Annotated in this window: 15 protein-coding genes, 1 rRNA gene and 1 pseudogene; 4 read left to right on the top strand and 13 right to left on the bottom strand. The window is 74.4% G+C overall.

The window, feature by feature from the left end:
* Nucleotides 1-74: 74 nt before the first annotated feature.
* Nucleotides 75-1,754, bottom strand: a complete 1,680-nt coding sequence (locus tag OP86_RS24455; protein ID WP_078589484.1) for a CTP synthase — start codon at nucleotides 1,752-1,754, stop codon at nucleotides 75-77.
* Between the two features lie 721 nt (nucleotides 1,755-2,475).
* Here OP86_RS24455 and OP86_RS24450 point away from each other — a divergent pair.
* Nucleotides 2,476-4,476: a glycoside hydrolase family 15 protein gene (locus tag OP86_RS24450; protein ID WP_051830514.1), complete on the top strand. Its 2,001-nt coding sequence runs from the start codon at nucleotides 2,476-2,478 to the stop codon at nucleotides 4,474-4,476.
* 42 nt (nucleotides 4,477-4,518) lie between these two features.
* On the opposite strand, the gene OP86_RS24445 is transcribed toward OP86_RS24450, so the two are convergent.
* From OP86_RS24445 to yczE, 3 genes are all read right to left on the bottom strand, one after another.
* A complete protein-coding gene (locus OP86_RS24445) occupies nucleotides 4,519-5,697 on the bottom strand; it encodes a glycosyltransferase family 4 protein (protein ID WP_051830512.1) in 1,179 nt (392 codons plus the stop codon).
* 169 nt (nucleotides 5,698-5,866) lie between these two features.
* Nucleotides 5,867-7,600, bottom strand: a complete 1,734-nt coding sequence (recN, locus tag OP86_RS24440; RefSeq protein ID WP_030062417.1) for a DNA repair protein RecN — start codon at nucleotides 7,598-7,600, stop codon at nucleotides 5,867-5,869.
* 88 nt (nucleotides 7,601-7,688) lie between these two features.
* Nucleotides 7,689-8,267 (bottom strand): membrane protein YczE, encoded by a 579-nt coding sequence (yczE, locus tag OP86_RS24435; RefSeq protein ID WP_030260615.1) that lies wholly within the window; start codon nucleotides 8,265-8,267, stop codon nucleotides 7,689-7,691.
* A 228-nt stretch (nucleotides 8,268-8,495) separates the two neighbouring features.
* On the opposite strand from yczE, the gene yczR reads away from it, so the two are divergent.
* The gene (yczR, locus tag OP86_RS24430) at nucleotides 8,496-9,995 is read left to right on the top strand and encodes a MocR-like transcription factor YczR (RefSeq protein ID WP_030260617.1); all 1,500 of its coding nucleotides are present in this window, start codon (nucleotides 8,496-8,498) and stop codon (nucleotides 9,993-9,995) included.
* A 33-nt stretch (nucleotides 9,996-10,028) separates the two neighbouring features.
* Here the strand turns inward: yczR and OP86_RS24425 are convergent, their stop codons facing one another.
* From OP86_RS24425 to OP86_RS33885, 4 genes are all read right to left on the bottom strand, one after another.
* A complete protein-coding gene (locus OP86_RS24425) occupies nucleotides 10,029-10,934 on the bottom strand; it encodes an NAD kinase (RefSeq protein WP_030062414.1) in 906 nt (301 codons plus the stop codon).
* A gap of 90 nt (nucleotides 10,935-11,024) precedes the next feature.
* Nucleotides 11,025-11,831 (bottom strand): TlyA family RNA methyltransferase, encoded by an 807-nt coding sequence (locus tag OP86_RS24420; protein ID WP_030062413.1) that lies wholly within the window; start codon nucleotides 11,829-11,831, stop codon nucleotides 11,025-11,027.
* A 36-nt stretch (nucleotides 11,832-11,867) separates the two neighbouring features.
* On the bottom strand, nucleotides 11,868-12,119 hold the full coding sequence (locus OP86_RS24415; RefSeq protein WP_051830511.1) for a hypothetical protein: 252 nt from the start codon (nucleotides 12,117-12,119) through the stop codon (nucleotides 11,868-11,870).
* Nucleotides 12,103-12,915, bottom strand: coding sequence for a hypothetical protein (locus OP86_RS33885; RefSeq protein ID WP_051830508.1), 813 nt, complete (start codon nucleotides 12,913-12,915; stop codon nucleotides 12,103-12,105). The genes OP86_RS24415 and OP86_RS33885 overlap by 17 nt, the downstream gene beginning before the upstream one ends.
* Nucleotides 12,916-13,094: 179 nt before the next feature.
* On the opposite strand from OP86_RS33885, the gene OP86_RS24405 reads away from it, so the two are divergent.
* The gene (locus tag OP86_RS24405; RefSeq protein WP_030062410.1) at nucleotides 13,095-13,442 is read left to right on the top strand and encodes an SCP2 sterol-binding domain-containing protein; all 348 of its coding nucleotides are present in this window, start codon (nucleotides 13,095-13,097) and stop codon (nucleotides 13,440-13,442) included.
* A gap of 39 nt (nucleotides 13,443-13,481) precedes the next feature.
* Here the strand turns inward: OP86_RS24405 and OP86_RS24400 are convergent, their stop codons facing one another.
* Nucleotides 13,482-14,519, bottom strand: a complete 1,038-nt coding sequence (locus OP86_RS24400; protein WP_030062409.1) for an HAD-IIA family hydrolase — start codon at nucleotides 14,517-14,519, stop codon at nucleotides 13,482-13,484.
* A gap of 176 nt (nucleotides 14,520-14,695) precedes the next feature.
* Nucleotides 14,696-15,310, bottom strand: coding sequence for a tetratricopeptide repeat protein (locus OP86_RS24395; RefSeq protein ID WP_078589486.1), 615 nt, complete (start codon nucleotides 15,308-15,310; stop codon nucleotides 14,696-14,698).
* A 92-nt stretch (nucleotides 15,311-15,402) separates the two neighbouring features.
* On the opposite strand from OP86_RS24395, the gene OP86_RS24390 reads away from it, so the two are divergent.
* Complete coding sequence (locus tag OP86_RS24390; RefSeq protein WP_078589488.1) at nucleotides 15,403-16,773, top strand: DUF1015 family protein; 1,371 nt, start codon at nucleotides 15,403-15,405, stop codon at nucleotides 16,771-16,773.
* Between the two features lie 84 nt (nucleotides 16,774-16,857).
* On the opposite strand, the gene OP86_RS24385 is transcribed toward OP86_RS24390, so the two are convergent.
* The 3 genes and pseudogenes from OP86_RS24385 to rrf form a co-directional block, all read right to left on the bottom strand.
* A complete protein-coding gene (locus tag OP86_RS24385; protein ID WP_199815243.1) occupies nucleotides 16,858-17,793 on the bottom strand; it encodes a tetratricopeptide repeat protein in 936 nt (311 codons plus the stop codon).
* 519 nt (nucleotides 17,794-18,312) lie between these two features.
* Nucleotides 18,313-18,915 (bottom strand): annotated as a pseudogene (locus OP86_RS24380) (DEAD/DEAH box helicase); the annotation flags it as partial.
* 492 nt (nucleotides 18,916-19,407) lie between these two features.
* Nucleotides 19,408-19,502, bottom strand: a 5S ribosomal RNA gene (gene rrf, locus OP86_RS33880); the annotation flags it as partial.

Here is a 19,502-nt window from a genome sequence, read left to right as displayed (position 1 = left end):
GCCCCGCGGGAATCGCGGGGCCGCCGTCCGGTGAACGACCGAGGCCGAAGAGAGGAAGACCTACTCGCAGGCCCCTACTCGGAGGCCGCGGTCTTGATCTCGATGGCGGCCTTGACCAGGCCCGCGAACAGCGGGTGCGGGCGGGTCGGGCGGGACTTCAGCTCCGGGTGGGCCTGGGTGGCCACCAGGTAGGGGTGCACCTCGCGCGGGTACTCGACGTACTCGACCAGGTCGCCCTTGGGGGAGAGGCCGGAGAACTGCAGGCCGGTCTTCTCCAGGTCCGCGCGGTAGGCGTTGTTGACCTCGTAGCGGTGGCGGTGGCGCTCCTCGACGTACGGCTCGCCGCCGTAGACCTCGCGGACGATCGAGCCCTCGGCGAGCTTGGCCGGGTACAGGCCCAGGCGCATCGTGCCGCCCAGGTCGCCCTTGCCGTCGACGATGGCCAGCTGCTCGGCCATGGTGGAGACGACCGGGTGCTTGGCGGCGGCGTCGAACTCGGTGGAGTTGGCCTCCGGCAGGCCGGCCAGGTTGCGGGCGGCCTCGATGACCACGCACTGCAGGCCCAGGCACAGGCCCAGCAGCGGGACCTTGTTCTCGCGGGCGTAGGTGATCGCGCCGACCTTGCCGTTGACGCCGCGGTCACCGAAGCCGCCGGGGATGCAGATCGCGTCCACGTCGCCGAGCTGCTCCCGGGCGCCCTCGGGCGTCTCGCAGTCGTCCGAGGTGACCCACTTGATCTCGACCCGGGCGTTGTTGGCGAAGCCGCCGGCGCGCAGCGCCTCGGTCACCGACAGGTAGGCGTCCGGCAGGTCGATGTACTTGCCGACCAGGGCGACCTTGACGATGTGCTGCGGCTCGTGGACGCGGCGCAGCAGGTCGTCCCAGGTGGTCCAGTCCACGTCGCGGAACGGCAGGTCCAGGCGGCGGACGACGTAGGCGTCCAGGCCCTCGCCGTGCAGCACCTTCGGGATGTCGTAGATCGACTTGGCGTCGATGGCCGCGACCACGGCCTCCTCGTCCACGTCGCACATCAGCGAGATCTTGCGCTTGATCGCCTGCGGGACCTCGCGGTCGGCGCGCAGCACGATGGCGTCCGGCTGGATGCCGATGTTGCGCAGCGCGGCGACGGAGTGCTGGGTGGGCTTGGTCTTCAGCTCGCCCGAGGGGCCGATGTACGGCAGCAGGGAGACGTGCACGAAGAACACGTTGTCCCGGCCGACCTCGTGGCGGACCTGGCGGACGGCCTCCAGGAACGGCAGCGACTCGATGTCGCCGACGGTGCCGCCGACCTCGGTGATCACCACGTCGACGTCCTCGGTCGCCATCCGGCGGATCCGGGACTTGATCTCGTTGGTGATGTGCGGGATGACCTGGACGGTGTCGCCCAGGTACTCGCCGCGGCGCTCCTTGGCGATGACGGTCGAGTACACCTGGCCGGTGGTGACGTTCGCCGAGCCGTGCAGGTTGGTGTCCAGGAACCGCTCGTAGTGGCCGATGTCCAGGTCGGTCTCGGCGCCGTCGTCGGTGACGAACACCTCACCGTGCTGGAACGGGTTCATGGTGCCCGGGTCCACGTTGAGGTACGGGTCGAGCTTCTGCATCGTCACACGCAGGCCGCGGGCCTTGAGCAGGGCTCCGAGGCTGGAGGCGGTGAGCCCCTTGCCGAGCGAAGAGGCGACACCCCCGGTGACGAAGAGGTGCTTGGTCGTCACGGCGCGGCCGTTCGCTGCCTTGCCGGAATGGGGCTGTGCCAAGAGGGGGCTCCCGTGGGTCGTGTGTCGAAGGTGACGTGGGCGGGAAGCTCTCGGCTCGCCGGGCGACGGGAGGCCGGCTCGGTGCGCGGCGCTCGAAGGGTCGTCGGTTCGGCTGGTCCGGGGCGTTTGATCCCGCCGGTCCACGGGATACCAGGGTAACAGTGACCCGACCCGGACGCCGTTCGGGCCGCGCGCGCCGCACCGGGGGCGTGCGCCGGGCGCACCACCGGCGCATCATCCGCCGCAGGTGTCACACCCGTCGCACGACCCGCCGAACCGGGCCAGACCAGGTCATCCGGCCGGGCCATACCGGATCCTCCGGACAGGCCACCCGGAGGTGATCCTTCCGGACCATCCTTCGCCGCACCCCTGCGATGCACGGCATTTCCGCCGAATTGCGGCGCCACACCGGGCGTCGCCCGCGTGCTTCGCCCCTTTCGTCCGTCGTAAGCTGCTCGGACGCATCGCCGACAGCACGAGCACGCGGAGGGCGTGGGAGGGTCAGGACACTCCCGGTCCCCGATGCGCGACCGGACCTCCCCGTATTCCAGCTCCTCCCCACCCACTCCAGGGGCTCGACCGAGCCCCGCGCGGACACTCCAGCAAGGCCTGCCACCACCCCCCGGCAGTCCGGACGTCCCGGGGTGGACCCCCGGCCCCGCAGACCGCTCGCTCCCTCCGCTCGCCGATGCCCTGACCACATTGCGAACTGGAGATCCACGTGGCCGGCCGTATCGAGGACTACGCACTCATCGGGGACATGCAGACCGCTGCCCTGGTCAGCAGGGACGGGGCGGTGGACTGGCTCTGCCTTCCCCGCTTCGACTCGCCGGCCGTGTTCGCCGGCCTGCTCGGCACCGATGAACACGGCTTCTGGCGGATCGGCCCGGCCGAAGCCGTCGCGACCGCCGTCCCGGTGCCCGTCCCCGCCACGGCCCCCAGCACCGTCGGCCGGGTCCGCCTCGCCGACACCGCCGACCTGCGCGTGCCCCCGCCCACCGCCGCCGCCCCCGCCGTGCCCGCCGACCGCCGCCGCTACCGGGGCGACTCGCTGATCCTGGAGCAGGAGTGGGACGCCCAGGGCGGCACCGTCCGGGTGATCGACTTCATGCCGCCGCGCCCGCTGGCCGGCAAGGACGCCGTCCCCCAGGTGATCCGGATCGTCGAGGGCGTGGCCGGCACCGTCCGGATGCGCTCGGCGGTGCGGATGCGCTTCTCGTACGGCCGCATCGTGCCCTGGGTGCACCGCGTCGAGCAGGCCGACGGCGGCCACCGCACCGTCGCCGTCGCCGGGCCCGACTCGGTCTGGCTGGACGGCGAGGCCGACACGTACGGCCGCAACCTCACCACCTACGCCGACTTCACCGTGACCGCCGGCGAGCGGATCGCCTTCGCCCTCACCTGGCAGGCCTCCCACCTGGACCCGCCCACGGCCCCGGACGCCGAGGAGATGCTGGACGCCACCGCCGACTTCTGGCACGAGTGGGCCGACCAGTGCACCTACCAGGGCCCCTACCGCGAGGCCGTGGTCCGCTCCCTGATCACCCTCAAGGGCCTCACCTACGCCCCCACCGGCGGCATCGTCGCCGCCCCCACCACCTCGCTGCCCGAGGACATCGGCGGCGAGCGCAACTGGGACTACCGCTACACCTGGCTGCGCGACGCCGCGATCACGCTCTCCTCCCTGCTGCGCACCGGCTACCGCGACGAGGCCAAGGCCTGGCGCGAGTGGCTGCTGCGGGCCGTCGCCGGCGACCCGGAGAACCTGCAGATCATGTACGGCATCGCGGGCGAGCGCGAGCTCACCGAGTCCTCGCTGGACTGGCTGCCCGGCTATGAGGGCTCCCAGCCCGTCCGGGTCGGCAACGGCGCCGCCGGGCAGCTCCAGCTCGACGTCTACGGCGAGGTCGTGGAGGCCCTGCACCTGGCCCACATGACCGGCCTGGTCCGCAACGACCACGCCCACCACCTGCAGCTGCGCCTGATCGAGTACCTGGAGGAGCACTGGCAGGAGCCGGACGAGGGCATCTGGGAGGTCCGCGGCCCGCGCCGGCACTTCGTCCACTCCAAGGTGATGGCCTGGGTCGCCGTCGACCGCACCATCAAGCTGCTGGAGCAGACCCCCGAGGACGCCCCCGCCGACGGCCACCTGGAGCGCTGGCGCGAGCTGCGCGAGACCATCCACCGGGACGTCTGCGAGAAGGGCTACGACCCGGAGCGCAACACCTTCACCCAGTACTACGGCGGCCGGGAGCTGGACGCCTCGCTGCTGCTCATCCCCCAGGTCGGCTTCCTGCCGCCGGACGACAAGCGGGTGATCGGCACCATCGAGGCGATCCAGCGCGAACTGTCCACCGAGGACGGCTTCGTGCTGCGCTACCCGACCCACGACGAGTCCGGGAACAACGTGGACGGGCTCTCCGGCCACGAGGGCGCCTTCCTGGCCTGCTCGTTCTGGCTGGCCGACGACCTCGCCATGATCGGCCGGGTCCAGGAGGCCCGCGACCTGTTCGACAAGCTGCTCTCGCTCCGCAACGACATCGGCCTGCTCGCCGAGGAGTGGGATCCGCGGCTCAAGCGCCAGGTCGGCAACTTCCCGCAGGCCTTCAGCCACGTCCCGCTGATCGACACCGCCCTGCGGCTGACCGCCTGCGGCGCCGCCTACCTGTCCGCCCAGCCGGACGGCCTGGCCGCCGACCGGGTCGAGCAGGCGACGGTCTAGGGCCTGTCGCCCCGCAGACGCGAGTTTGAAGACAGGCCCTGGTCAGGCGCGCTGGACCAGTTCGTCGTAGGTGCTGAGCACCTGGGCGACGGTGGCGGCCTCGTCCGGCCAGGTCTCGGCCTGCTGCCGGCCGGCCGCCGCCAGCCGTTCACGGCGGGCCGGGTCGGCCAGCAGCCCGCGCACCGCCGCGCCGATCGCGGCCGGGTCCCCCGGGTGCACCAGGACGGCGGCGTCGCCGACCAGTTCGGGGATGCCGCCGACGGCGGTGGCGACCACCGGCACGCCGGCCCGCATCGCCTCCTGCACCACCAGCGAGCGGGCCTCCCAGCGGCTGGAGACCACCACCACGTCGGCGGCGGCCAGCAGGTCGGGCACGTCGGTGCGGTAGCCGAGCAGCCGTACCGGCAGCTTCTCGGCGGCCGCCCGCTCACGCAGCGCGCCCGCCTCCGGGCCGTCCCCGGCGAGCAGTACCAGCGGCTCCGGGTCCAGCGCGGACAGCTCCCGGGCGGCGTCCAGCAGCAGCCCGAAGGCCTTCTGCGGGACGAGCCGGCCGATCGCCAGCACCAGCGGGCGGTCCGGGCCGTCGCCGAGCAGCTCGGCGCGCGCCTCGGCTCGGCCGAGCCGGCCCTCGGGCATCGGCGGGGCGGCCACCGGGCCGAGCCGGGCGTCGGTGGCGCCCAGTTCGCGGGCCCGGGCGACGAGGTCGGAGGAGGCGCCGAGGACGAGGTCGGCGGCGCGCGCCACCCGGCGCTCCATCAGCCGCTGCAGCCGGCGCTCCATGCCGGTGGCCAGCAGCGCGTGGTGCGAGGTGACCACCAGCGGCGTCTCCGGGCGCAGGCCCGGGAAGCGGCCGGCGGTGCGCAGCGCGAGGTCGGAGAGCAGTCCGGCGCGCAGCCCGTGGGCGTGCACCACGTCGGCGCCGGTGAAGGCCCGGCGCAGCTCGCCGATCGCGGCGGCGTCGCTGCGGGCGCCCGCGGTGGGGGTGATGTCGACGGTGTGGAACCTGGCGCCCGTCCGGGAGAAGCCGAACAGCGCGTCCGTGCCGGCCGGCGCGCAGACCGTGACGGTCACCCCGTGCGCGACCAGGCCGTGGGCCAGGGAGCGCACGTGCGCACCGATGCCGCCGGTGCTGGCGGCCAGGACGAGTACCACGTGCAGCTGCCCCGGTTCCGGGGCGGCCGCGGTGGCCCGGGTGGCGGAATGGTCCACGTCGTCTCGCATCCGACTCGATCAGGTTCGCGCGCCGCTTCGCGAGGATTGCCCGCCGGGCGGCGCTCGGGGCTGGGAAGCCAGTGTCCAGCCGCCACCATGCCAGGTCGGCGGCCCTCTTGGACAGTCGGCGGCACCCGGGGCGCGTCGCTGACGGGCCGCGGGTACCGCCGGTGCCGGCTCAGGGTGTGCGCGGGGCCCGGGCGGCGGCCAGCAGCTCCTCGGCGTGGGCCCGGCCCAGCTCCGAGTCCTCCAGGCCGGCCAGCATCCGGGAGAGTTCACGCACCCGCTCTTCGTCGTTCAGCACCTTGACGCCGCTGCGGGTCACGGTGCCGTCGTTGGTCTTCTCCACCACCAGGTGCCGGTCCGCGAACGCGGCGACCTGCGGGAGGTGGGTGACCACGACGACCTGGGCGGACTCGGCCAGCTTGGCCAGCCGGCGGCCGATCTCGACCGCGGCCTTGCCGCCGACTCCGGCGTCCACCTCGTCGAACAGGTAGGTCGGGACGGGGTCGGCGCCCGCGAAGACGACCTCGACGGCGAGCATCACCCGGGACAGCTCACCGCCGGAGGCGCCCTTGGCGATCGGGCGGGGCTGGGCGCCCGGGTGCGGGGCGAGCAGCACCTCGACCTCGTCCACGCCGTGCGGGCCGTACGCGACGGCGCGGCCGCCGACCTCGATCCCGGCCAGGTCGTCGACCTGGCTGATCGAGAAGGTCACCCGGGCGTGCGGCATGGCGAGTTCGGCGAGTTCGGCGGAGACGGCCTCGGCGAAGCGGCCGGCCGCGGCCTGCCGGGCGTCCGACACCTCGGCCGCCAGTTCGGCCAGCTCGGTGCGCAGTTCGGTCTCCCGGGCGCCCAGCTGGTCGATCCGGTCGTCGTCGCCGTCGAGTTCGGCGAGCCGCGCGGCTCCGGCCTCGGCCCAGGCGATCACCTCGGCGAGGGTGTTCTCCTCGCCGCCGTACTTGCGCAGCAGCTGGGCCAGGACGGCCCGGCGGTCCTCGACGGCGGCCAGGCGCACCGGGTCGGCGTCCAGGTCGTCGGCGTAGCCGGCCAGGTCGCCGGCCACGTCGGCCAGCAGGTAGCCGACCTCGTTGAGGCGGTCGGCGAGCACGGCCAGGCGCTCGTCGTGGTGGCGTACGGCGTCCAGGGCCCGGCGGGACTGCGCGAGCAGGGTGCCCGCGTCCAGGGCCTCCGGGTCGGCCGGGTCGCCGGCCAGGGCGGCGTGCGCGAGGGTCGCGGCGGAGGAGAGCGCGTCGGCGTGGCCGAGCCGTTCGGCCTCGGCGCCGAGCTCGGTGTCCTCCCCGGCCACCGGCTCGGCGGCGGCGATCTCGTCCAGGCCGAAGCGCAGCAGGTCGGCCTCCTGGGCGCGTTCGCGGGCCCGGGTGGTCAGCTCCTCCAGCGTCGCGGAGACCTCGCGCAGGGTGCGGTAGGTCTCGCGGTAGCGGGCCAGCGGCTCGGCCACCGCCTCGCCCGCGTACCGGTCCAGCGCGCCGCGCTGGCGGGCCGGGCGCAGCAGGCGCTGCTGGTCGGTCTGGCCGTGCACGGCGATCAGGTCCTCGCCGAGCTCGGCGAGCAGCCCGACCGGGACGGCCCGCCCGCCGACGTGCGCGCGGGAGCGGCCCTCGGCGGAGACGGTCCGGCTGATCAGCAGGGCCCCGTCGTCCAGTTCGGCCCCGGCCTCGACGGCGCGGGCCGCCACCGGGGAGTCGGCGGGCAGTTCCAGCCGGCCCTCGACGACGGCGCGTCCGGTGCCGTTGCGCACCAGGCCCGGGTCGGCGCGTCCGCCGAGCAGCAGGCCGAGGCTGGTGACGACCATGGTCTTGCCGGCGCCGGTCTCACCCGTCACGGCGGTGAAGCCGGGGGCGAGTTCGACCACCGCGTCGTCGATGACCCCAAGATCCCGTATCCGCATCTCGTCCAACACGGAGACGACCTTACGAGGTTCCGCCCCCGGCGCGCGACGAGCGGCAACGGCGCGCGGCAACTCCGTGCCCCGAAGTTCACTCCTTCCGGGAGTTTCGCGCGGGCATCGGCACGGTGCACCAGGGCAGGAAGAACTGCACCAGCGGGCCGATGACCAGCGCGTACGCGACGGTGCCGATCCCGGCGGTGCCGCCGAGCAGCAGGCCGGCGGCCAGCACCGCCACCTCCAGGCCGGTGCGGATCAGCCGCAGCGAGCGGCCGGTGCGCCGGTGGAGTCCGGTCATCAGGCCGTCCCGCGGGCCGGGGCCGAGGCGGGCGCCGATGTAGAGGCCGCCCGCCAGGCCGTTGAGCGTGATCGCCGCGGCCGCTCCGGCGATCCGGACCGGCAGGCCGTGCAGGTCCCCGACGATCCGCAGGGTGAGGTCCATCGCCACGCCGATCACCAGCACGTTGGCGACGGTGCCCAGGCCAGGGCGCTGGCGCAGCGGTATCCACAGCAGCAGGACCAGGGCGCCGCAGATGGTCACCCAGGCGCCGACCGAGAGGCCGATGCTGCGCTGCAGGCCCTGGTGCAGGACGTCCCAGGGGTCCAGGCCGAGGCCGGAGCGGAGCATCAGCGCCATGCTCGCGCCGTACAGCGTCAGGCCGGCCAACAGCTGCGGGAGCCGGCGGGCGAGGGCGTGGGTGTCGCCGAGGACGCGGACCGCGAGGGTGGTCTCCGCGGTGGCTGGTACGGGCGTGGTCGTGGTGGCCAATGGTGCTCCTGCGGTGGTGCTGCACCTCCGGGCGGCCCGGTGGTGGCGGACGGTACGGCCGCCCTGCCATGATGGCCGGGCCAAAACAGCCCGCTCCAGGGCCAATCCCGAGCAAGTGGACTGATCGCCATGGCCGACTGGCACACCACCGTCACCCCGCCCGCGCTGGCCCGGCTGCTCGCCGGCGCCCGGCTCCCCGAGCCGGCCACCGCCCGCCGCCCCGCCTACCGCGCCCTCGCCGGCCGGATCCGCCTGCTGGTCACCGAGGGCCGGCTGCCGGTCGGTGCCCGGCTGCCCGCCGAACGCGAGCTGGCCTCCGCCCTGGAACTGAGCCGCACCACCGTCGCCACCGCCTACGAGACGCTGCGCGGCGAGGGCTACCTGCACAGCCGGCGCGGCGCGGGCAGCTGGACCGCCCTGCCCGAGGGCGCCCCGCCGCCCGGCGACGCCCTGCACCCCGTCCCGCCGGACGAGCAGGGCCGCACCCTGGACCTCGGCGTCGCCGCCCTGCCCGCCCCACAGCCCTGGTTCGGCGACGCCGCCGCCCGGGCCGTCGAGCAGCTGCCCTGCTACGCCTCCGGGCACGGCCACTACCCCACCGGCGTCCCGGTGCTGCGCGAGGCCGTCGCCCGCCGCTTCACCGAGCGCGGGCTGCCCACCACCCCCGACCAGATCCTGGTCACCACGGGCGCGATGGGCGCCCTGCACCTGGTCCAGCGGGTGCTGGTCGGCCGGGGCGACCGGGTCGCCGTGGAGGCGCCCAGCTACGCGCACACCCTGCAGGCCCTGCGGCTCACCGGCGCCCGGCTGGTCCCGGTGCCGTACGCCTGGGCTTCCGGCCCCCGGTGGGACCAGGAGGAGTGGCAGCGGGTGCTGCGCGGCGCCGCGCCCAGGCTCGCCTACGTGATCCCGGACTTCCACAACCCGACCGGCGCGCTGATCGACGAGGAGCAGCGCCGCGAGCTGCTGGCCGCCGCGCGGGCCGCCGGGAGCGTCGTGCTGGTGGACGAGACCACCGCCGAACTCGGCTGGGGCGTGGCGGAGTCCGAGCCACTGCCGCGCCCGATGGCGGCGCTGGACCGGTCCGCCCAGGTGGTCACCGTCGGCTCGGCCGGCAAGCTGCTCTGGGGCGGCCTGCGGATCGGCTGGGTCCGGGCCGCGCCCGCACTGGTGCGCCGGCTGGCCGGCGAGCGGGTCTACAGCGACGTCGGCACCCCGGTGCTGGACCAGCTGATCGCCGCCGAACTGCTGGGCGAACCACTGCCCGCCGTACGGGCGTACCAGCTGGCCCGGCTGCGGGCCACCGCGCAGGCCTTCGCCACCGCGCTGCCCGCGCACCTGCCCGACTGGAGCTTCCCGATGCCCTCCGGCGGGCTCGCGCTCTGGATCTCCACCGCCGGGCTGTCCGGCGCGGCGCTGGCCCTGGCCGGGGAACGCGACGGGGTGCGGATCGCCTCGGGCAACCGCTTCGGCTCGGACGGCGCCTTCGAGCACCACATCCGGATCCCGCTCACCGTGCCCGCCGCAACCGTCCCCGCCTCCGTCGAACGCCTCGCCGGGCTGGCCGCCCGCGCGGCAGCCGGCGGCCGGCTCGGCCCGACCGACGAGGCCCAGCCCCTGGCGGTCTGACGGTCGGCCGGGCCGCCGACGGCCCCGCGCGTCCTAGTGGTGGTCGGCCCGACCGCGCCAACCCGTCACCGGCAGCGCGAACTTGGCCACCAGCCGGTCGGTGAACGGCGCCCGGTGCAGTCTGGCCAGCCGCACCGGCGTCTTCCCCCGGCGCACCTCCACCCGGGCCCCGGCGGGCAGTTCGACCGAGCGCCGCCCGTCGCACCAGAGCACACCGTGCGGGGTCTTCGGCTGCACCTCGACGGCCAGCACCGACTCGGGCGAGGTCACCAGCGGGCGGGCGAACAGCGCGTGCGCCGAGATCGGCACCATCAGCAGCGCCTCGACCTCCGGCCACACCACCGGCCCGCCACCGGAGAACGCGTACGCGGTGGAGCCGGTCGGCGTCGCACACACCACGCCGTCGCAGCCGAAGTTGGAGACCGGGCGGCCGTCCACCTCGGTCACCACCTCCAGCATCCGCTCCCGGGACGCTTTCTCGATCGACGCCTCGTTCAACGCCCAGTCGTGGTGCACCACGTCGCCGTTGGTGCGCACGATGACGTCGAGCGTCATCCGCTCCTCGACCTCGTAGTCCGCGTCGACCACCCGCTCGACCACCACGGCAAGGTCGTCCCGCTCGGCCTCCGCGAGGAAACCCACCCGGCCCAGGTTGATCCCGAGCATCGGCAGCCCGTGCGAACGGGCCAGCTCCGCCCCGCGCAGCAGCGTCCCGTCCCCGCCGGCCACCAGGATCAGCTCGCAGCCGTCCGCCGCCCCGGGGCCCTCGGCCACCTTCTCGACGCCGTCCGGCAGGTCCAGGTCGACCGCCTCGGTCTCCAGCAGTCTGATCCGCAGCCCTGCCTTCAGCAGCCCGTGCACCAGCGCCTCGACGCTGCGCAGCGCCGCCTCCCGGCCGGTGTGCGCGATCAGGAAGACCGTACGTGCTTCATCGCTCATGCCGCTGCCCTCTCCCTAACGCCGGCCGGGTCGCCCTCGGCCCGGTGCGGCCGCCATACAGCATGACGGGCCGGACGTCTGCAGAGCACCCTATCGGGGCCCCTCCGCCACGGCCCGGTCCGCCTCCGCGGGGTCCAGCTGCGGGGCGTCCCGGCGCAGCCAGAGGAAGTACTCCACGTTGCCGGACGGCCCCGGCAGGGGGCTCGCGGTCACGGCGCGCACGCCCAGCCCGAGCTCCCACGCCTGCCCGGCGACCTGGCGCACCATCTCGGCCCGCAGCTGCGGGCTGCGCACCACCCCGCCGCTGCCCAGGCGCTCCTTGCCGATCTCGAACTGCGGTTTGACCATCAGCACCAGGTCCGCGTCCTCGGCCGCGCAGGACGCGAGGGCCGGGAGCACCAGGCCCAGCGAGATGAACGACAGGTCGCCCACCACCAGGTCCACCGGGGTGTCGCCGATCAGCTCCAGGGTCAGCTCCCGCACATTGGTGCGGTCCATCACGGTGACCCGCTCGTCGCTCTGCAGCGACCAGGCGAGCTGCCCGTACCCGACGTCCACCGCCAGCACGCCGGCCGCCCCGGCCCGCAGCAGCACGTCGGTGAAGCCGCCGGTGGACGCGCCCGCGTCCAGCGCCCGGCGGCCCTCGACCACCAGGCCCTGCGGCACGAACGCCGCGAAGGCGCCGGCCAGCTTGTGGCCGCCGCGCGAGACGTAGTCGGGGTCGTTGTCGTCCTTGGCCACCACGACCGCCGCCGAGGTCTCCACCTGGGTGGCCGGCTTGGTCGCGGTGGTGCCGCCGACGGTCACCCGGCCGGCCGCGATCAGCTCGGACGCGTGCTCACGCGACCGGGCCAGCTTGCGGCGGACCAGCTCCGCGTCGAGTCGGCGTCGTGCCACTGCCACTGGTGTTTCAGCTCCTACCGGTCCTACGGGTCATTCCTGGTCGAGCGCGGCCAGTGTGTCGGCCAACCGCTGGTGAACATCTTCGTACACCGCGACGTGTGCCTCGGCCGGGACCCCGTCCAGGGCCTCCAGCCGGGCCAGCCCGGCGTCCACCGCGGGGTGGCCGGTCGGAACCAGTTCGACGCCGATCGGCTCCACCTGCCGCCCCGGCGCGCCCGCGTCGGACGGGCCGGACGGGCCGATCTGGCCGGTCGGTCGACTCGTCTCACTCGTCTCGGGCATCGGGCTTCTTCGTGCTGGTGGCCTTGCGGACCGTGGTCCTCCTGGTCGCCGTGCGCTTCGCGGGGGCCTCGGGCTGCGCGGCGGCCTGCTTGGCGGTGGCGCTCTTCTTGACGGTCGTCGTCTTCTTGGCAGCGGCCTTCTTGGCGGTGGCCCGCTTGGCCGTGGCCTTCTCGGCGACGGGCCTCCCGGCCGCCGCGGTCTTCTTCTCCGCCCTATTCTCCGAGCTCTTCTCCGTGCTCGTCTCCGCCGTGCTCCTGCGCGCGGGAGCCTTCCGCGGGGCGGCCGGCGGTACCGGCGGGTCGACCTCGACCGGCGCGTCCACCTCCACCCGCTCGGCGACTATCGGATCCCCCACCCGCCTGCCCGACGACCGCTCCTCCTCGAACTCCCACCCGCGCCCGAACAGGTCGTCCGCCCGCGGCGCCGGCACCGGCTCCTCGGCGCCGTACGCATCCGCCCCGGGCTCCGCCGCCGGAGCCTCCTCCTCGACCTCGCGCAGCTTGGTCTCCAGGTACGCCAGCACCACGCCGACCTTGGTGACCTGGTCACCGACCTTCTCGAAGACCTTCTCCGCCTCGTTGCGCGCCATCCCGACCGCCAGGTCCACCCCGGCCCGCCCGGCGGTCAACGCCTCCTCGGCCAGGGTCTGCAGCGTCTTCGCCGACGGCGGGAACTGCCCGCCCAGCCGACGCTCCACATCGGCGACGTCGACCCCGGCCTTCTCCAGGATCACGGCCGCCGTCCCGACGACCCGCTTGCCGACCTCCTCGACCACCCCGGCCGCGGTCTCCACCACTCCCCGAACCGTCCTCGGCAGCATCCGGGTGCCTCCCAATCGCCTACGCGCGTCGCTGCGTCGCTCTCGGCACCCGGGCCGTTCCGGGCACCCCACGGACGACGCTACCGCCAAAACCCGCCTGAGGTACCGTGGCCCGCAGTCAGCACCGTAGTGACCAGGGGATGGAGCCGCCGCCCATGGCGAACGCCGAGGAGTGCCGGGAGGCGCTGGAACAGCTCAGCCGGAACATGGCGAAGTCCACCGGCGACGTCCGCAAGGCCTCGGCCCTCGACCGCTCGGTCAGCTGCCGGATCACCGACCTCGACCTGACCTTCACCGGGCAGCTGCGGGACGGCCGGATCCAGGACGTGGTCGTCACCCCGGGAACCCCGACCGGGAAGGCCGAGATCCGGCTCACCATGAGCAGCGACGACCTGGTCGCCCTGGTCGACGGCCGGCTGAACTTCGCGTCCGCCTGGGCGAGCGGCCGGGTCCGGCTGGAGGCGGGCTTCCGCGACCTGCTGCGGCTGCGCACCCTGCTCTGACCCGGCCGTCGGGCCCGGTGCCCGAATGCCCTCGGCGCCTCAGAAGCCCAGCTCGGCCAGCGCCTTCCGCCCGTCCACCGGCGCGCCGCCCGCGTCCAACGCCGTCCACGCCGCCGCGCACAGCGCCCGCAGGCCGTCCCAGCGGTCCCCGGCCCCGGTCAGCCGCAGCGCGCCGCCCTCGGCCCGGGCGACCCAGCCGCCGCAGCCGAAGCCCTCGGCCTCGGCCGTCACCGCCGCGTGCGGGACGAGCAGTCCGCGCAGGTCGGCCGCCAGATAGGTCGGCCGGTGCTCGACCGGGGCCGCCAGCAGCAGCTCCGGGGTGGTCACCCCGGTGAAGACCAGCAGGCTGTCCACCCCGCCGTTGAACGCGCCCTCGATGTCGGTGTCCAGCCGGTCGCCGACGACCAGCGGCCGCTTCGCGCCGGTGCGCAGCACGGTCTCCCGGTGCATCGGCGGCAGCGGCTTGCCCGCCACCTCCGGCTCCACCCCGGTCGCCGCCCGCACCGCCGCGACCAGCGTGCCGTTGCCGGGCGCGATGCCCCGCGCCCGCGGCACCGTCAGGTCCAGGTTGGACGCCACCCAGGGCAGCCCGCTCTGCACCGCGTACGAGGCCTCCGCCAGGTCGGTCCAGCCCACCGAGGGGTCGAAGCCCTGGACCACGGCGGCCGGCTCGTCGGCCAGCGAGCGGACCGCGACCAGCCCCTGCTCGGCCAGCGCCTCCTCCAGCCCGAGACCGCCCACGACCAGCACCTTCGCGCCGGCCGGCACCTTCTCGGCGACCACCCGGGCGGCCGCCTGGGCCGAATTGATCACGTCCGTGGGCTGGGCCGGAACGCCCAGCTCGGTCAGGTGCTCGGCCACCACACGCGGCGGACGGGAGGCGTTGTTGGTCACGTACGCGAGCCGCATCCCGGCCGTCCGGGCGGCGTCCAGCGAGACCACCGCGTGCTCGATCGCCTGCGCCCCGGCGTAGACCACGCCGTCCAGGTCCAGCAGCGCCGTGTCGTACGCCTCGGTCAGCGGCCGCTCGCTGCCGCCGGGGGCGGTGCGTCGCACGGGGGTGGCCGTCTCGGTCATGGCTGCGCTACCTCATTCACTGCGTCGTCATTCGCTTGCGTCGTTCACTGCGTCGTTCACTGCACCGGCTTCCCGGCTTCCCGGCTCCGCGACTCACCAGCTCGCCGGCTCCCCCGACTCCCCTGGCTCACCGGCTCGGCGCACCGCGCGGTGCGGCCGTCCGTGCCGTCGGCCGCTCAGGCGTCGCCCTCGGCGCCGTCCGGCTCTCTCCCGACCGGGTCCGCGGTACCGGGCGGGGGCGCCAGGTACCCGGGTGCGCCGGGCAGCAGCGGGCCGTACGCACCGGCCCGGGCCGCCAGCGTCGCCCGGGTCTGCCGCAGCGCCGCCCGGTAGTGGTCGGCCTCCGGCCGCATCGCCACGGCCAGGGCCAGGTGCTCGGCGGACGTCTCGAAGTCGCCCAGCCGGGCCGCCGCGACCCCCCATCCGAACTGAGCGTAGTCGTCCGCCGGGTCGGCCAGTGCCACGGCCCGGAAGTTCTCCAGCGCCGCCGCGTACGAACCCGCGTCGAACTGGGCGCGGGCCAGCGCCTCCCGGATGCTGCGCGAGTGCGGCTCGGCCGCCACCGCCCGGGACAGCAGTTGCTCGGCGGCCGCCGGATGCCCCTGCGCCAGGAGCTGCGCGCCCCGGCGGAACCAGTCGTACACGTCCCCGGCGGGCTCCCCGGAGCGGCTCTGCGGCGGGATCCCGCCGGTCGGGCCGCCGCCGGCCTGGGCGTCTTCGCCCGCGGCACCGGCCGGCCCGCCCGACCCGGCCGGGCCGCCGCCGTCCACCCGTTCCTGCCCGTCGTCCATGCCGTACCTCGCCCTCGGTCGCCCACCCGCCCCACGAATCGGCACGGGTATTCGGATCTCTCAACAACGCGTACCCGGTTACGATGCCCAGAATGAGCACACCCAGTGCAGAAGACGGAGTCGAGACTCCCGAGGGCGGCCCCGGCGATCCCGGGCACGTCGCCACCGCCGGTCTGTCCCTGTCCCCCTTCCGCGGCCTGCGCTACGTCCCCGACCGGGTCGGCGCCCTGGCCGCGGTGACGTCCCCGCCGTACGACGTCGTCGACCCGGGCCGCAGGCTCGACCTGGAGACCGCCGACCCGCACAACGTGGTCCGGCTGATCCTGCCCAGGCCCGAGCCCGAGGACGCCGGCGACCGCCCCGACCGGGACACCCGGTACCGGCACGCCGCCCGCCTGTTGGCCGCCTGGCAGCGCGAGGGGATCCTCGCCGCCGACCCGGAGCCCGCGATCTACGTCTACGAGCAGCGGGTTCCCGCCACCGCCGACTCCCCCGAACTGCTCCAGCGCGGCCTGATCGGCGCCCTCGCGGTGAGCGGCCCCGAGGTCGGCGTCGTCCTCCCCCACGAGGACGTGATGCCGCGGCCGGTCGCCGACCGCGTGGGCCTGATGCGCACCACCCGGGCCAACCTCGAACCGCTGCTGCTCACCTACCGCGGCGACGGCGGTGCCTCCGGTGTGATCGAGCGGACGGTCGAGGGCGAACCGCTGCTCTCCACCGCCACCACCGACGGCACCCACCACCGCCTGTGGGCCGTCGCGGACCCGGCCGACATCGCCGAGATCGGCCGTGACCTCGCCACCTGCCGGGCACTGATCGCCGACGGCCACCACCGCTGGGAGATGTACCTGCGCCTTCAGCGCGAGCACCGCCACCTGCCGCGCAGCCCGTGGGACCGCGGCATGGTGCTCCTGGTGGACACCGCCCGCTACCCGCTGCGGGTCCGGGCCATCCACCGCGTGCTCTACCGGCTGCCGGTGGCCGAGGCGCTGGAGAAGCTGGGCGACCACTGGAAGGTCAAGGAGGTCCCCGGCCCGCTGCCCACCGCCCTCCAGGCGCTCGCCGAGCAGAAGCGGCAGGGCGGCAACGGTTTCGTCCTGACCGGCGGCGACGGCGTCTTCTGGCTGCTCGGCGAGCCCGAGGAGGCCCTGCTGGACGCGACCGTGCCGCACGACCGGCCCGAGGAGTGGCGCCACCTGGACGCCACCGTCCTGCACGCCACCCTGCTCGACCGCACCTGGCGCGTCCCCGACGGCCCGGACGACATCGGCTACCTGCACACCGCCGCGGCCGCCGAACGGGAGGCCGCCCGCACCGGCGGCACCGCCGTCCTGCTGCACCCGGTCCGGGAGAGCGTGGTGCGGCGGCTGGCCGAACAGGGAGTCACCATGCCGCGCAAGTCCACCTCCTTCGGGCCGAAGCCGGCCACCGGACTGGTGCTGCGCAACCTCGCGCTGGGCTGACACCGCCGTCGGCCCGGACGCCGTGAGGCCCTGCCGTTCCCGGATTTCCCGGGGAACGGCAGGGCCTCACGGCGTTGCGGTCGCTCAGCTCTTGGCGTCGCCGGCCTCGGCGTCGTCGGCGTCGCCGGCCTTCACGTCCTGGGCGTCCTTCGTGTCCTGGGCGTCCTTGGCGCGCTCGGGCACCACGCCGTCGAACTCCTCGTCGATCTCGAGGTCGTCCTCGTCGTAGTACTCCTCGACGTCCTCCTCGTCCTCGAAGATCACGCGGTCGTCGGCGATGTCGCCGCCGCGCTTCTTCGCCGGGGCCTCGGACTGGTCGGCCTCCTCCTCGGCCGCCTCCGGGTCGAGCGCGTCGGTGAACTCCACGCCGTCGATCTCGGCGAGCCGCTCCGAGGCGTTGGTGGTGCCGTCGGTGTCGGCCTCCGCCGCCTTGGCGAACCAGTCACGGGCCTCGTCGCCACGGCCGGCCGCGATCAGCGCCTCGGCGTAGGCGTACCGCAGCCGCGCGGTCCACGGGTGCACGGCGCTGGACGCCAGCTCCGGGCTCTGCAGCGTCACCACGGCGGCGTCGTACTGCTCCATGTCGGCGCGGGCACCGGCCGCCACCAGGCGCATCTCGACCTGACCGGCCTTGTCCAGCTGCTTGACCTCGGGCTCACCGGCCATCGCCAGGGCCCGCTCCGGACGGCCCAGACCACGCTCGCAGTCGGCCATCACCGGCCACAGGTCCGCCCGACCGGTCATCCGACGGGCGGCACGGAACTCGGTCAGCGCCTCGGAGTACCGCTGGGTCACGTACGAGGCGAAACCGGCCGCCTCGCGGACGGCGGCCACGCGGGAGGCCAGACGGAGCGCGACGCGCGAGTACTGGTAGGCCTCCTCCGGCTCGCTGTCGAGCAGGCGGGCCACCATCACCAGGTTGCGGGCGACATCGTCCGCGAGGGTCTTGGGCAGGCTCTTGAGCTCCTGGCGCACGTCCGCGTCGATCTCGAAGCCGGTGACGTCCTCCGGGATCGGCAGACGCTTGACGGGCTCGTAGTTGCCCCGGCGGTCGTCGTAGTCCCGACGGCCGCGGTCATCACGGCGGTCGCCACCGCGGTCGTCGCGGCGGTAGCCGCCGGAGGGGCGGTCGTCACGGCGGAAACCGCCACGGTCGCCACCGCGGTCGTCACGACGGAAACCGCCGCGGTCGCCACCGCGGTCGCCGCCACGGTCATCGCGGTCACGGTTGAAACCGCCGGAGGGACGGTCGTCGCGGCGGAAGCCGCCACGGTCGCCACCGCGGTCGTCACGGTCACGGCCGTAGCCGCCCGACGGACGGTCGTCCCGACGCGGACGGTCGTCACGGTCGTCACGACGGAACCCACTCGGGCGGTCGTCACGACGGAAGCCACCACCGGAGGGACGGTCGTCACGACGGAAACCGCCGCCGGCCGGACGGTCATCGCGGCGGAAGCCGCCACGGTCGCCACCACGGTCATCGCGGTCACGGCCGTAGCCGCCCGACGGGCGGTCGTCACGACGGAAACCGCCGCCGGAGGGACGGTCATCGCGACGGAAACCACCGCCGGCCGGGCGGTCGTCACGGCGGAAACCGCCACGGTCGCCACCACGGTCATCGCGGTCACGGCCGTAGCCGCCCGACGGGCGGTCGTCACGACGGAAACCACCACCGGAGGGACGGTCATCGCGACGGAAACCACCGCCGGCCGGACGGTCATCGCGGCGGAAACCGCCACGGTCGCCACCACGGTCGTCACGGTCACGGTTGAAACCGCCCGACGGGCGGTCGTCACGACGGAAACCACCACCGGCCGGGCGGTCGTCACGACGGAAGCCGCCACCGGAGGGACGGTCGTCACGACGGAAACCGCCGCCGGCCGGACGGTCATCGCGGCGGAAGCCGCCACGGTCGCCACCACGGTCGTCACGGTCACGGTTGAAACCGCCCGACGGGCGGTCGTCACGACGGAAACCACCACCGGAGGGACGGTCATCGCGACGGAAACCGCCGCCGGCCGGACGGTCATCGCGGCGGAAGCCGCCACGGTCGCCACCGCGGTCGTCACGGTCACGGTTGAAACCGCCCGACGGACGGTCATCGCGACGGAAACCACCACCGGCCGGGCGGTCGTCACGGCGGAAACCGCCACGGTCGCCACCGCGGTCATCGCGGTCACGGCCGTAGCCGCCCGACGGACGGTCGTCCCGACGCGGACGGTCGTCGCGGTCGTCGCGACGGTACCCGCCAGGGCGGTCGTCACGGCGGAATCCACCGGAGGGGCGGTCGTCGCGGCGGTTGCCGCCACGGTCGTTCGACCAGCCCCCACGGGACCGGGGCTCGTAGCCTCGGCCGTCGTCCGATCGACGCTCGGGACGGTCCTGGGGCTGGTTCGACATCGTGGTGACTCCTTCTGCTGCTTCAGCTTCACCGCGCGGGCCGTACGTACAACTCCGTTGCCGTCACGCGGTTTCGGCGCCGGCCTCCTGGCCCGCGCACCTTCTCCATTGTCCGGCATGCCGGGATCCTCCGCGTCTGGGCGGAAGTCCCGTCATGCCGGACTTCTTCACGTTCGCAAAACACAAAAAGGCCGCGGCCCCAGCGAATCGCTGGGGCCGCGGCCTTGAATAATTGTTCGGCGGCGTCCTACTCTCCCACAGGGTCCCCCCTGCAGTACCATCGGCGCTGTGAGGCTTAGCTTCCGGGTTCGGAATGTAACCGGGCGTTT

Source organism: Streptomyces novaecaesareae, assembly GCF_000716875.1.
GTDB classification, from domain to species: Bacteria; Actinomycetota; Actinomycetes; order Streptomycetales; family Streptomycetaceae; genus Kitasatospora; species Kitasatospora novaecaesareae.
The sequence above is the reverse complement of the archived record's forward strand: the minus strand, read 5'-3'. Positions and strand labels throughout refer to the sequence as shown.